This is a genomic window from Bradyrhizobium sp. URHD0069, assembly GCF_000701345.1.
Taxonomy (GTDB): Bacteria; Pseudomonadota; Alphaproteobacteria; order Rhizobiales; family Xanthobacteraceae; genus Bradyrhizobium.
Genome location: NZ_JNIJ01000029.1, coordinates 12,043 through 26,194, shown reverse-complemented (window position 1 = coordinate 26,194; position 14,152 = coordinate 12,043). Strand labels below are relative to the sequence as shown.

At 62.1% G+C, this 14,152-nt stretch carries 9 protein-coding genes; 8 read left to right on the top strand and 1 reads right to left on the bottom strand.

Annotation, left to right across the window (positions count from 1 at the left end; genetic code table 11):
- The first annotated feature begins 128 nt into the window (after window positions 1-128).
- Complete coding sequence (locus N554_RS0118440) at window positions 129-1,055, top strand: 4-(cytidine 5'-diphospho)-2-C-methyl-D-erythritol kinase (protein ID WP_051677556.1); 927 nt, start codon at window positions 129-131, stop codon at window positions 1,053-1,055.
- 133 nt (window positions 1,056-1,188) lie between these two features.
- Here the strand turns inward: N554_RS0118440 and N554_RS0118435 are convergent, their stop codons facing one another.
- Entirely contained in the window at window positions 1,189-2,199 is a 1,011-nt protein-coding gene (locus N554_RS0118435; protein WP_029584812.1) for a polyprenyl synthetase family protein, read from the bottom strand.
- Between the two features lie 136 nt (window positions 2,200-2,335).
- Here N554_RS0118435 and N554_RS0118430 point away from each other — a divergent pair, with 136 nt between their 5' ends.
- The 7 genes from N554_RS0118430 to N554_RS0118385 all read left to right on the top strand — a co-directional run bounded on the left by N554_RS0118430 (window position 2,336) and on the right by N554_RS0118385 (window position 13,990).
- Window positions 2,336-2,563, top strand: a complete 228-nt coding sequence (locus N554_RS0118430) for a putative signal transducing protein (protein ID WP_029584811.1) — start codon at window positions 2,336-2,338, stop codon at window positions 2,561-2,563.
- Window positions 2,556-3,320 (top strand): tRNA1(Val) (adenine(37)-N6)-methyltransferase, encoded by a 765-nt coding sequence (locus tag N554_RS0118425; protein ID WP_029584810.1) that lies wholly within the window; start codon window positions 2,556-2,558, stop codon window positions 3,318-3,320. Before N554_RS0118430 ends, N554_RS0118425 begins: the two co-directional genes overlap by 8 nt.
- A 233-nt stretch (window positions 3,321-3,553) precedes the next feature.
- Window positions 3,554-4,465: a S49 family peptidase gene (locus N554_RS0118415; protein WP_029584809.1), complete on the top strand. Its 912-nt coding sequence runs from the start codon at window positions 3,554-3,556 to the stop codon at window positions 4,463-4,465.
- 109 nt (window positions 4,466-4,574) lie between these two features.
- Window positions 4,575-4,766 (top strand): hypothetical protein, encoded by a 192-nt coding sequence (locus tag N554_RS0118405; RefSeq protein WP_029584808.1) that lies wholly within the window; start codon window positions 4,575-4,577, stop codon window positions 4,764-4,766.
- Between the two features lie 382 nt (window positions 4,767-5,148).
- The gene (locus N554_RS0118395; RefSeq protein ID WP_029584807.1) at window positions 5,149-6,084 is read left to right on the top strand and encodes a glycine--tRNA ligase subunit alpha; all 936 of its coding nucleotides are present in this window, start codon (window positions 5,149-5,151) and stop codon (window positions 6,082-6,084) included.
- Entirely contained in the window at window positions 6,085-8,211 is a 2,127-nt protein-coding gene (gene glyS / locus N554_RS0118390; protein WP_029584806.1) for a glycine--tRNA ligase subunit beta, read from the top strand. It abuts the gene before it with no gap.
- Window positions 8,212-8,521: 310 nt separating this feature from the next.
- Complete coding sequence (locus N554_RS0118385) at window positions 8,522-13,990, top strand: AAA family ATPase (protein WP_051677557.1); 5,469 nt, start codon at window positions 8,522-8,524, stop codon at window positions 13,988-13,990.
- The last annotated feature ends 162 nt before the right edge of the window (window positions 13,991-14,152 follow it).

Genomic DNA, 14,152 nt, shown 5'->3' with positions numbered 1-14,152 from the left:
CTGGTCGCCGATGCTAGCGTCCCGGCTCTAACATTCGCATCCGGTTGCGGCTAACTCACTTGCGAATGTTAGAGCCGGGACGCTAGCAAACTATAAATTTCAGTGCGGCTTTGGATTTGACATTTGCTATGGCGACTCGTGGAAATGCTGGAGCGAATGTCCAATCCACCGCACTAGCGCTGATTGAGAACGCGTGTGCCAAGGTCAACCTGACCCTTCGGGTGGTTGGGCGGCGGGTCGATGGCTATCACGATCTTGAAAGCGTGGTTGCGTTCGCCGATTGCGCCGACCACCTGAATCTGACGCCCGGGTCCACACTGACCCTCAAGACCACCGGGCCGCTTGCACCGGACTGCGGCGAGACCGGCGATAACCTCGTGTTCAAGGCCGCGCAATTGCTCGGCGAACGTGTGCCTGGTCTCAAGCTCGGCGATTTCACCCTCGACAAGGTGCTTCCCGTTGCAGCCGGGATCGGCGGCGGTTCGGCTGACGCCGCCGCGGCGTTGCGGTTGCTGGCGCGGGCGAACGGCCTTGCCCTCGACGACAAGCGGCTGATCGAGGTCGCGAAACAGACCGGCGCCGACGTGCCGGTCTGCCTGTCTTCGGGCGCCTGCGTCATGACCGGGGTGGGCGAAACGCTGCTGCCGCTAAGCCTGCCAAAGATGCCGTGCGTGATGGTCAATCCGCGCATTCCCGTGCCGACCAAGGACGTGTTTGAAGCGCTGGGTCTGCGTCACGGGGAATTGCTGGTGGGTGTTACCGACGTGATCCAGGCGACAGCCTGGCCGGGAGACGGGGCGTCGATCGAAGAATGGGTTGAAGCACTCGCTGCTGCTTCTAACGATCTCGAAGCCCCGGCCATGCGCATTCAGCCCGTGATTGGCGAAGTATTGTCGGCGCTCAACGCCACCAATGGGGCGTGGCTGGCGCGGATGTCGGGGTCGGGCGCTACCTGCTTTGCGATCTTTGAGAACACCGCGGAGGCGCAGCGCGCGTCACAGAAAATACAGATCGAGCACCCGCAGTGGTGGGTGCATGCGGGCGTGTTGAGCTAGGCCTCGCTGTCATCGCCCGGCTTGATGTCGCATACTTGGCCGGGCGGCCCAGTACTCCGAGACGTCAGTGATAGAATGGAAAGGCCGCGGTGTACCGGATACCCCGCATGCGGGGTATGACGACGGAGGACCCTCAATAGGACCTTGCCAGGCAGAACGCCACCACCTGCTCAAGTGCGGTCTTCATGGGCGAAGCCGGAAACAGCGCCAGCGCGTCGACGGCCATCGCGCCGTAGTGCTGAGCGCGGTTGAGGGTATCCTCCAGCGCGCGGTGTTTGGTCATCAGGCCGACGGCGTGATCGAGATCACCGTCGGAGATCTCGCCGCGCTCCAGCGCGTTGATCCAGAAGGCGCGCTCGCCGTCATTGCCGCGACGGAAAGCCAGCACCACCGGCAGCGTGATCTTGCCCTCGCGAAAATCGTCGCCGATATTCTTGCCGAGCTTGGCGGCCTTGCCGCCATAGTCCAGCACGTCGTCCACCAGCTGAAACGCGATACCCAGATTCATGCCGACCGAGCGGCACGCGGTCTGCTCGGCCTTCGGCCGATTGGCGATGACGGGTCCGACCTCGCAGGCCGCGGCGAACAGCTCAGCCGTCTTGCCGCGGATCACCGCGAGATATTCATCTTCCGTGGTGGCGGTATTTTTCGCCGCCGCAAGCTGCATCACTTCACCCTCGGCGATGGTTGCCGCGGCGGATGAGAGAATATCGAGGGCGCGTAGCGAGCCGACCTCGACCATCATGCGAAACGCCTGGCCGAGCAGGAAGTCGCCAACCAGAACGCTGGCCTCGTTGCCCCACAGCATCCGCGCGGACAGCTTGCCGCGGCGCAATTCACTTTCGTCGACCACGTCGTCATGCAGCAAGGTCGCGGTATGCATGAACTCGACCGAGGCCGCGAGCTTGATATGGCCGTCGCCGGAATAGCCGGTGAGATTTGCCATGGCGAGCGTCAGCATCGGGCGCAGCCGCTTCCCCCCTGAGGAAATCAGATGATTGGCGACCTCGGGGATCATGGTAACTTCCGAGCCGGTCCGCGACAGAATGGTGCTGTTGACGCGCTCCATATCGGCGGCGACCAGCGCGACCAGCTCATCTATCGATGTGTTCGAGGGACTCTCGAAGGGTACAATAACCGCCACGCCGGTCTCCAGATTTGCCCAATTCACTCTATCCTCAGGTATAACAATAGAAACTGCCAGGGAACGCGGCAAGGGCATCAGGCGGCTGACACGGCTGGCGCTGCCGTCACGTCGGGTCGGCGAAGGAGAGCCAAAGTTGCGGGAATTGGTACGGACCAACGATATGGTGCTGGTTTCGGCCATCGGCGCGCTGCTCGATGGTGCGAACATCCACCATCTGGTGCTGGACCAGAACATGAGCATTATCGAAGGCTCGCTCGGAGTCCTACCGCGCCGGATCCTGGTCCATGAGGACGACAACCGCGAGGCCCGCCAGGTTCTGATCGATGCCGGCTTGGCCCACGAACTGCGACCCGATGACTGACCCCGGCGAACTTACCGAGGATGCGTTTTTCGGTGGACAATTGCGCCTGCGGCAACCGAAATCGGGCCATCGCGCCGGCCATGACGCCCTGCTGTTGGCTGCGGCGACGCCGGCCCGTTCAGGCGATCGCGTGGTTGACTTGGGCGCCGGGGTCGGCGCCGCCGGCCTTGCCGTCGCCAAACGTGTGGCCGGCATAGAACTTTTCCTCGTTGAGATCGATGCGGCGCTGGCGCTTCTCGCGCGCGGCAACGCTGCCGCAAATGCCATCTCGGCTGAGGTCATCGTGCTCGACGTCGCATCTGCCGCCGAGACGTTTGCGACGGCTGGCCTGTCTCCCGACAGTGTCGATGTCGTCCTGATGAACCCGCCGTTCAATGATCCCGCGCGGCACCGCGCCTCGCCGGATAAGGCCCGCGAAATCGCTCATGTCTCGACGGCTGCGACGCTCGAGACATGGGTTCACGCGGCGCGACGGATTTTGAAATCCGGCGGCGTCCTCAGTTTGATCTGGCGTGCTGACGGTCTCGTCGAGGTGCTGATCGCGCTCGCGCGCGGTTTTGGCAGCCTGGCAATTCTGCCTGTTCACGGGGATGGAAAGAGGCCTGCGATTCGCGTGCTGATTCGTGCCGTCAAGGGCGGGAAGGCACCTGTTGAATTGCACGCCGCGCTGATGCTCAATGATGAGTCAGCGGTGCCTAATAAACAGGTGCAGGACATTCTGGCCGGGAAGGGGGTATTGCCGCTAGCAATACCCTGAAGCTTTGCTCCATCGCCTAAGCTATTGGGAAGGCGACTTCGATCGCTGCTCTGGCGCGGAAGTGAAGTGAATCGCGGTCAAAAGTGTACCGATCAGCACCATCAGCAGATAGATTTTCATGCTTTTTCCCCGCTGCGCCGTTACGGCCCTTACAACGGCCTCAATGCAAAAGACGTTCCAATCGATTCAATGACAGCCGCGTGATAAAAATTGGTTAATTTCGAGGTAACCGCATGACCGAACAAACAGCTGATCGCTTGAGATGGCCGGGCCTGATCGACAGACTTACGGAATGGCTTCCGGCGCGTCTGCGGCGTGGAGTTGCCGTGGTGCCGGTGGTCCGGCTGTCGGGCTTGATCGGTGCGGTGACGCCGCTGCGGCCAGGCATGTCGCTCGCCGGTGTCGCCAGGACGCTCGAGCGCGCTTTCTCGATGAAGAATGCAAAAGCCGTGGCGCTGATGATCAATTCGCCCGGCGGTTCGCCGGTGCAGTCGCGCCAGATCTACTTGCGCATCAGGCAACTCGCCGCGGAAAAGAAACTGCCCGTGCTGGTATTCGTCGAGGATGTCGCGGCATCCGGCGGCTACATGATCGCCTGCGCCGGCGACGAGATTTTTTGCGATCCATCCTCGATCCTGGGCTCGATCGGCGTGGTCGGCGGCACTTTCGGGTTTCAGGAACTGATCAAGAAGATCGGCGTCGAACGGCGGCTGTATACCGCCGGCACGCGCAAGGCGATGCTCGACCCGTTTCTTCCCGAAAACCCCGATGATGTCGCGCACGTCAAAGCGCTTCAGCGCGAGATCCACGCCATCTTCATTGCGCTGGTGAAACAGAGCCGGGGCGCTCGCCTGAAGGGCGCCGACGACGTGCTGTTCACCGGCGAATATTGGGCCGGAGAAACCTCCGTTTCGCTGGGACTTGCGGATGCGATCGGCGATCTGCGCTCGACGCTGCGCACGCGCTACGGTGACAAGGTACTGACGCCGCTTATCGCGCCCTCGACAGGGCTGTTGTCCAGCCTGCTGGGCCGCAAATCGGCAGGCGCGGAAACGCTAACCCAACGGGACGGTATCGCGGGCCTGCCGGACGAATTGATTTCGGCGCTGGAGAGCAGGGCAATTTGGGCCAAATTCGGGTTTTGACGGCCGATTGGCGCGCGCTATTTAGTGATGACAATGCGATTGCAGGCGGAAACAGCTTGGGCAACAATGCCAATCGGGGGGCCGACGAATGAACGACAAGGATCGACCGATGCCGCCGCTGATCGCTTTCGCGGGCGCCCTGGGTGGGCTAGCCGTGGTCCGCTGGGCCTACCGCACAGCCATGAGGGTCAACAGGGAATTGGAAGAGGCGCGCCTCGCCCGGCTCGCCGAAGCTGCCAAGTCGAATGATATTCCAACCCTGCGGCGGGATCCCAACACCGGCGCCTATCGGCCGGGGTGATCTTAAGGCGATTTGCCCTCTAAAAGCACTTGCGCCGGCCTCGGGGCGGGGCACCACCCGTGAGAACCGGCGAGCAAGGCTTGGAGCGACTGCAATTCTCTTACCGAACACCGGCGCCTGCGTGGCTCACAATTCCATCGAGAGCGATCACGAAATCCGGCGCGCCGATCCAGAGCGTTTTCGAGCGAAGTGGATACCGGTTCGCGTGAAGAAAACGCGTCAAAACAAGAATCCAGAGCTTCGGTTCTGATTCAATCAGAACCGGTCATGCTCTCGGGCTTTCTCACGGCAAAATCCCGCCGGACTTCGCCTTGATTCCCCGCCTCCCCGCCGATACGGTCCCGCGCGCTTGCCGGCCCCCCAGCGAAGACCGAATCGGACGATGGACTCACTACCTCCGCACATGCGCCCGGAACGCTCGTTCCAGGGACTGATCCTGACGCTGCAGCGTTATTGGGCGGATTACGGCTGCGTGATCCTGCAGCCCTATGACATGGAAGTGGGGGCGGGCACCTTTCACCCGGCGACCACGCTGCGCGCGCTCGGGCCGAAACGCTGGAATGCCGCCTATGTGCAGCCGTCGCGGCGGCCCAAGGACGGCCGCTACGGCGAAAATCCCAACCGGCTGCAGCATTATTACCAGTTCCAGGTGATCCTGAAACCGTCGCCGCCGGACATTCAGGAACTCTATCTGAAGTCGCTCGCCGCGATCGGCGTCGATTCACATCTGCATGATATCCGCTTTGTCGAGGACGATTGGGAAAGCCCGACGCTTGGCGCATGGGGATTGGGCTGGGAATGCTGGTGCGACGGCATGGAGGTGTCGCAATTCACTTACTTCCAGCAGGTCGCGGGCGTCGAATGCGCGCCGGTTTCCGGCGAACTCACCTATGGGCTCGAGCGCCTTGCGATGTATGTGCAGGGCGTCGACCGCGTCTACGATCTCAATTTCAACGGCCGCGACGGCGCCGAGCGCGTTACTTACGGCGACGTGTTCCTGCAGGCCGAGCAGGAATATTCGCGGCACAATTTCGAACACTCCGACGCCGACATGCTGTTCAAGCAATTCGCCATGGCCGAGGAGGCCTGCAAGAAATATCTTGAGGCGGGCTGGGTGAGCGGTCACAATCAGAAAAAACATTTGATGGCGCTGCCGGCCTATGACCAGTGCATCAAGGCAAGCCACGTCTTCAATCTGCTCGACGCCCGCGGCGTGATCTCGGTGACCGAGCGGCAGAGCTACATCATGCGTGTGCGCGAGTTGGCGAGGGCCTGCGGCGAAGCCTGGTTGCATACCGAAGCGGGCGGGGCGACCTAGATGCCCGATCTGCTTCTCGAACTTTTCTCCGAAGAGATCCCTGCCCGGATGCAGGCGAAGGCGGCCGATGATCTGCGCCGTATGGTGACCGACAAACTCGTCGCCGAGGGCCTGGTTTATGAAGGTGCGAAGGCCTTTGCGACACCGCGGCGGCTGACGCTGACCGTGCATGGCATTCCGGCGCGGCAATCCGACCTGAAGGAAGAGCGCAGGGGACCGCGCGTCGGCGGGCCGGATGCTGCGATCCAGGGGTTTCTCAAGGCGACGGGATTGGCCTCGCTCGATGAGGCAAAGATCCAGCGCGATCCGAAGAAGGGCGACTTTTATATCGCGCTGATCGAAAAGCCCGGCCGCGCCACGCTCGACGTGCTCGCCGACATGCTGCCGGTCATCATCAGAACATTTCCATGGCCGAAATCGATGCGCTGGGGCGAACGCTCGGCGAGGCCCGGCGCGCTGCAATGGGTGCGGCCGCTGCATGCCATCGTCGCCACTTTCGGCATGGAGACCGAAGAACCCGACGTCGTGAAATTCGCCGTCGACGGCATCGAGGCCGGCCAGACTACCTATGGCCATCGCTTCATGGCGCCGGCGCCGATTTCCGTGCGCCGCTTCGAGGATTATCAGGCAAAGCTCCACGCCGCGAAGGTCGTGCTCGATCCGCAGGGCCGCAAGGACATCATTCTCGCCGAAGCCAGGACCTTGGCGCAGGCGCAGAATTACGAATTGATCGAGGACCAGGGGCTGCTCGATGAAGTGGCGGGACTGGTCGAATGGCCCGTGGTGCTGATGGGATCGTTCGACCAGGAATTCCTGTCGATCCCGGGCGAGGTGATCCGCGCGACGATCCGGAATAACCAGAAGTGTTTTGTGGTCAGCGATCCCAAAACGACAAAACTCATCAACAAATTCGTCCTCACCGCCAACATCGAAGCGTCCGATGGCGGCAAGGCCATCATCGCCGGCAACGAGCGCGTCATCCGCGCGCGCTTGAGCGATGCGAAGTTCTTTTACGAGACCGACCTGAAGACGAAACTTGAAGAGCGGCTAGCGAAATTCGACAGCATCGTGTTTCACGAGAAGTTGGGCACGCAAGGCGAGCGCATCAAGCGGATCGAACGGCTGGCGGCGGAGATCGCGCCACTGGTCGGCGCCGACGTCGAAAAGACCAAGCGCGCGGCGCGTCTGGCGAAAACCGATCTGCTGACCGAAGTGGTCGGCGAATTCCCGGAGCTGCAGGGCTTGATGGGAAAATACTACGCGCTGGCGCAGGGCGAGGACGCTTCCGTCGCCGCCGCGAGCGAAGAGCATTACAAGCCGCAGGGGCCTGCGGATCGGGTGCCGACCGATCCCGTGAGTGTTGCAGTGGCGCTTGCGGACAAGATCGACACGCTGGTCGGCTTCTGGGCGATCGATGAAAAGCCGACGGGATCGAAAGATCCCTATGCGTTGCGTAGAGCGGCGCTAGGGGTAATTCGGCTGCTGGTTGAAAACCGGCATAAGATAAATTTGATAAGTGTGTTCGATAAACACGCCGAAGCCTTCAAGGTAACCGGCGCGGCAATGGTCAGATGGGCTGGTCGTCAAGTTCGAAACAACAGCGTTGATCTTCTCGCCTTTTTCGCCGACCGCCTGAAAGTCCAGCTCCGCGAGCAGGGCGCGCGATACGATCTCGTCGACGCCGTGTTCGCGCTGGAAGGACAGGACGATCTCTTGATGGTGGTCCGCCGTGTCGAAGCGCTCGGAAAATTCCTCGATACCGACGACGGCAAGAACCTGCTTGCCGGCACCAAGCGTGCCGCCAACATTTTGCGGATCGAGGAGAAGAAGGACGGCAAGGCCTACGAGGGCGCGCCCGATGCCGCGCTTTACAGTCTCGATGAAGAAAAGACGCTGGCGAAGGCCATCGACCAGGTGAAAGCCGATGCCAGCGCAGCCGCGGCAAAAGAAGACTTCGCGAGCGCGATGAGCGCAATGGCAAAACTGCGTCCGGCGGTCGATGCTTTCTTCGACAAGGTGAAGGTCAACGATGACGACGCGAAGGTGCGCGAAAATCGCTTGAAGCTTTTGAATGAAATCCGCGATGCCACCCGCGCGGTTGCCGATTTTTCCAAGATACAGGATTAGCGCTCGTTAGGTTGCCCCGCTCTCTAGGCCATGAACCCCTAAATGCGCCGATCAGATTGTCTGCCCGAGTCTGCTTTGCGTCGGCGCATCTTCCTCGACAAAGCCTCTTGGCTTTATGAGCAAAGGGCCAGCGCGGCTCTCGTCATCTTCTTACAGCCATAATATAGCACCGATCGTCAGACGTTCGCTTTTTTAGCGTCTGTTTTTGGATTGACGGGAGCCAGAGCAAACGTAACCTGATCAATGTACTAAGCAGTCCTCCTGGCAGGAGGCCGTCGTGAACGGGCTCTCGGGCTACGCATTCTCGCCGTTGAGAGAGGGAGACATCGCTCTCTACCGGGGCTCCGGCAACGGTTTGGCTCCGGTCCTGCTTGTTGCCGCGGCAGAAACCTCGCTCGGTTGCGTCGAGCGGCTTCAACACGAATATGCGCTCAAAGCCGAACTTGACGCTGACTGGGCGGCGCGACCCGTCGCGCTTACGCGCTACGACGGCCGCATGACGCTGGTGCTTGAGGATCCCGGCGGTGCGCCGGTTGATCGATTGCTTGGCCGGCCGCTGGACACATCGCATTTCCTGCGCATTGCGATCTCTGTCGCGGGGGCGCTTCGCCGAGTCCATGAGCGAGGCCTTATTCATAAGGACATCAAGCCGGCAAATATCCTGGTCGACACGGCAAGCGGCGGCGTGTGGCTGACGGGGTTCGGCATTGCCTCGCGTCTGCCGCGCGAGCACCAGGCCCCCGCGCCGCCGGAGGTGATCGCCGGGACGCTGGCCTACATGGCGCCGGAACAAACCGGCCGGATGAACCGCTCGGTGGACTCCCGCAGCGATCTCTATGCACTCGGTGTCACCTTCTACGAAATGCTGACGGGGCAACTCCCTTTCACCGCCGCCGATCCGATGGAGTGGGTGCACTGCCATATCGCGCGGCAAGCGATGGCGCCCGACGAGCGAGTCGCCGGCATCCCGGAGCCGCTCTCGGCCATCGTGATGAAGCTCCTCGCCAAGACCCCCGAGGCGCGCTACCAGACCGCCGCGGGTGTCGAAGCCGATCTGCGGCGCGGCCTGGCGGAATGGGAGTCGCATGGCCGTATCGGGCCATTTCCGCTGGGCACGCACGACGTTTCGGACCGGCTGCTGATTCCGGAGAAGCTTTACGGCCGGGAGCGCGAGATCGAGACGCTGCTCGCTTCCTTCGACCGAGTGGTGGCGAACGGCACCGTGGAACTCGTGCTCGTCTCCGGATATTCCGGGATTGGCAAGTCCTCGGTGGTGAATGAGTTGCACAAGGTGCTCGTCCCGTCGCGTGGCTTGTTCGCCTCCGGCAAGTTCGACCAGTACAAGCGCGACATCCCTTACGCCACCCTGGGCCAAGCCTTCCAGACCCTCGTCCGCTCGCTTCTCAGCCAGAGCGAGGCCGAGCTTGGCCGGTGGCGGGACTCCCTGAGCGAGGCGCTCGGCCCGAACGGACAGCTCATCGTGAACCTCGTTCCCGAGCTGGAGCTCGTGATTGGGAAACAGCCGCCGGTCGCGGACCAGCCGCCGCGGGACGCGCAGAACCGCTTCCAGATGGTTTTCCGGCGCTTCCTCGGGGTGTTCGCGAGCAAGGAGCACCCGCTCGCGCTGTTCGTCGACGATTTGCAATGGCTTGATGCAGCAACGCTCGACCTACTTGAGCATCTGGTTACGCACCCGGAAGTGCGGCACCTGCTGCTGGTCGGCGCCTACCGGGACAACGAGATCGGTCCTTCTCATCCGCTTCTTCGCACGCTCGATGCTATCCGCAAGGCGGGACCGTTCGTGCAGGAGATTAGTCTTGCGCCGCTCGCCCATGAGCACCTCGGGCAGTTGATTGCGGACACGCTTCGCTGCGAGCCGGAAAGCGTCGCCCTGCTGGCGCAACTGGTGCACCAAAAGACGGATGGCAACCCGTTTTTCGCCATTCAATTCATTTCCGCACTCGCCGAAGAAGGGCTGCTCCGCTTCTATCATGACGTGGCTGGCTGGCGCTGGGATATCGATCGTCTTCACGCCAAGGGATACACCGACAATGTGGTCGACCTCATGGTTGGGAAGTTAACCCGCCTGCCCATCCAGACCCAGGCTGCGTTGCAGTACTTCGCCTGCCTCGGCAACATCGCCGGGACCACAATGCTTTCGATTGTCCTGCAGTCGTCGCAGGAGCAGGTCGACGCGGCTTTATGGCCCGCAGTCCGCCTCGGTCTGGTCGAGCGACCGGCGGAGGCCTACAAGTTCGCGCACGACCGAATGCAGGAAGCCGCCTATTCCCTGCTCTCGGACGAATTGCGCGCCGAATTCCATCTTCTGATTGGCCGGCTCCTCCTGGCTCAGACGTTACCAGAGCAGCGGGAGGAGCTGATCTTCGAAATCGTCAATCAGCTCAACCGCGGCACCGCCCTGATCACCTCACGCGACGAGCGTGAAGAGCTCGCCGAACTCAACCTGCTAGCGGGCCGGCGCGCCAAGGCCAGTACCGCCTACGCCTCCGCGCTCACTTATCTCAGCGCCGGTGCGGCCCTGTTGCCGGAAGACTCGTGGGAGCACCGGCACGGACTCATCTTTGCGCTGGAGCTGCACCGGGCCGAATGCGAGTTCCTCACCGGCGCGCTGGCGGAAGCGGAACAGCGCCTGGCGGCGCTGTCGGCGCGCGCCGTAACGACAGTCGAACGCGCCAGCGTCGCCTGCCTGCGGGCGGATCTGTACACGACCCTCGATCAGGGCAGCCGCGCGATCGCCGTCGGTCTCGACTATCTCCGGCGTCTGGGCATCGACTGGTCGCCGCACCCGACGGAAGATGAGGCGCGGCGCGAGTATGAGCGGATCTGGTCCCAGGTCGGCTCCCGCACGATCGAGAGGCTCATTGATCTGCCCTTAATGAGCGATGCAGCATCGCTCGCGACCCTTGATGTCCTGACCAAGCTCGGGCCGCCTGCCTGGCATACGGATACGAACCTACTTTCCCTGGTCATCTGTCGGGCCGTCAATCTCAGCCTCGAGGGCGGCAACTGTGACGGCTCGTGCTTCGCCTATGTAGTGCTTGGCTTACTCGCCGGACCGCGCTTCGGCGACTACCAGGCCGGATTTCGATTCGGCCGGCTCGGCTATGAACTGGTCGAACAGCGCGGGCTCAAGCGCTTCCAGGCCAGGATCTATCTGAATTTTGGAAGTATAGTCACGCCCTGGACGAGACATGTCCGGACTGGCCGCGATTTGCTGCGTCGGGGATTCGAGGCTGCAAACAGGAACGGTGACCTCACTTTTGCGGCGTACTGCTGCAGCCACCTGAACACGAACCTTCTTGCGGCGGGCGATCCACTCGATGAGGTGCAAGGCGAAGCCGAGCGCGGTCTCGCGTTTGCGCAGAAGATGCGGTTCGGTCTTGCCATTGACTCCATCGCCGCGCAGCTCGGGCTCATTCGGACGCTCCGCGGTTCGACGCCGAATTTCGGTTGCTTTGACGATGAGCAGTTTGACGAGCTTCGGATGGAGCGTCGTTTCTCCGGTAACCCGGATCTGGCGCTGGCCGAGGGCTGGTACTGGATCCGCAAGCTGCAAGCTCGCTTCTTTGCCGGGGACTATGCTTCGGCCCTCGAGGCCTCATCGAAGGCGCAACGGCTGCTGTGGACATCGCCGTCGATGTTCGAAACGGCAGAGTGTCATTTCTACGGTGCACTCTCGCAAGCGGCATCCTGCGAGTCAGCAGCGGCCGACCGGCGACAACAGCATGTCGAGGCTCTGGTCGCGCACCACCGACAGCTTGAAATCTGGGCGGCGAATTGCCCGGACAATTTCGAGAACCGCGCCGCGCTGGTCGGCGCCGAGATCGCGCGGATCGAAGGCCGGGAACTCGATGCCGAGCGCCTCTACGAACAGGCCATCCGTTCGGCTCGCACAAACGGCTTTATTCACAATGAGGCGCTCGCCAATGAATTGGCTTCCCGCTTCTATGCGGCGCGTGGCTTCGAGAAGATTGCCCGCGTGTATTTGCAGGACGCCCGCTACGGCTATCTGCGCTGGGGAGCCGATGGCAAGGTGCGGCAACTCGAACAGCTTCATCGGCATCTCCGCGACGCACCCGTCTCTGCATCTCCCACCACTACGATTGGCGCGCCCGTCGGGCGGCTGGATGTCGGGACGGTGGTCAAGGCTTCGCAGGCTGTGTCCGGCGAAATCGTCCTCGGTGAGCTCATCAAGACGCTGCTGCGGATCGCGGTCGAACATGCCGGCGCCGAGCGCGGCCTGCTCATCCTGTTTGAAGGCGACGAGCCACGGATCGCGGCGGAAGCGACGGCCGGCCGAGGCCAGGTTGAGGTCACGCTGCGCCAGACGGCCGTGTCACCGGCCGAGCTCCCCGAATCCGTGCTCCACACCGTGATCCACACGCGGGAAAGCGTGATCCTCGACGACGCCTCAGCGCAGAATCCGTTTCTGGCTGATGAGTACATCTGCCAGAAGCGTGCCCGGTCGATCCTCTGTCTGCCCCTGGTGAAGCAGGCCAAGCTGATCGGAGTGCTCTATCTCGAGAACAACCTGGCATCGCACGTGTTCACGCCCTCCCGGATCTCGGTACTGGAATTGCTGGCATCTCAAGCGGCGATCTCGCTGGAGAACGCCCGTCTGTACAGCGATCTCCAGGAACGGGAGGCCAGGATTCGCCACCTGGTCGATTCGAATATCATCGGGATCGCGATCTGGGATGTTCAGGGCCGGATCATCGATGCAAACGAAGCGTTTCTCGACACGCTGGGCTACAGCCGTGAAGAGCTTATCTCGGGTCGAATACGGTGGCTGGAGCTGACACCCGCCGAGTGGGCCCCCGCCGACCAAGATGCGTTGACCCAGCTGAGCGCGACCGGGACCTGCAAGCCTTTCGAGAAGGAATATTTCCGCAAGGATGGCAGCCGCGTGCCGGTTCTGATCGCCGCCGCGCTGTTCGAATGGAAACGAGACGAAGGGGTTGCCTTTGTCATCGACATGACCGACCGCAAGCAGGCAGAAGAGAAGCTGCGCGCCAGCGAGCAGCGCCTCCTCGATGCCCAAATGGAGCTCGCGCACGTCAATCGCGTTACTACGATCGGGCAGCTGGCAGCCTCGATCGCCCACGAAGTAAACCAGCCGCTCGCCGGCGTCGTCGCCAACGCCGAGGCCTGTTTGCGCTGGCTCGACCGCGGAATTCCCGACCTGGATGCAGCGCACCGCTCGGTGGAATGGATCATCGACGACGGCAATCGGGCGAGCGAGGTGATCCGGCGCGTCCGGGCGCTCGCCAACAAGGCCGATATTGAGAGAGTGCCGCTCGACGTCAATGACGTCGTGAGGGAGACCATCCCGTTGGTGCAGCGTGAGCTGATCAGCCATCAGGTATTGTTGGGAATGGAGTTGGCACCGGCTCTACCCATGATCCTTGGTGATCGGGTCCAACTGCAGCAGGTGATCATCAACCTGGTGATGAATGGCATTGAAGCGATGCAACCGGTCACGGATCGGCCGCGCGAACTGGTGATCCGATCAGGCCAGCACGAGACAAAAGAAGTGCTCGTAAGTGTGACCGATTGCGGCGTCGGGATCTCCGCCGAAAACGCGGACCGGCTATTCGATGCCTTCTTCACCACCAAAGCCAGCGGCATGGGCATGGGCCTCTCGATCTGCCGTTCGATCATCGAGACCCACAGTGGTCGGCTATGGGCCACGGCAAACCTACCCCACGGTGCCACGTTTCAGTTCACCCTGCCGGTGGACGCAGAAACTATATCGTGAGGTTGCGCACGCAATCCGTCAAAGGAACGGGCGGCGGCGCGCCCGGGCAGCGTCGCTGGGATATCGATGCCGAGTGCCTCGGCGGTCTTCAGGTCGATGGCCGGCCCGATGCGATCAGGCTTGATGTCTCAGTTAAGTCAAGCGCCACCGCTTGCTCGCCGC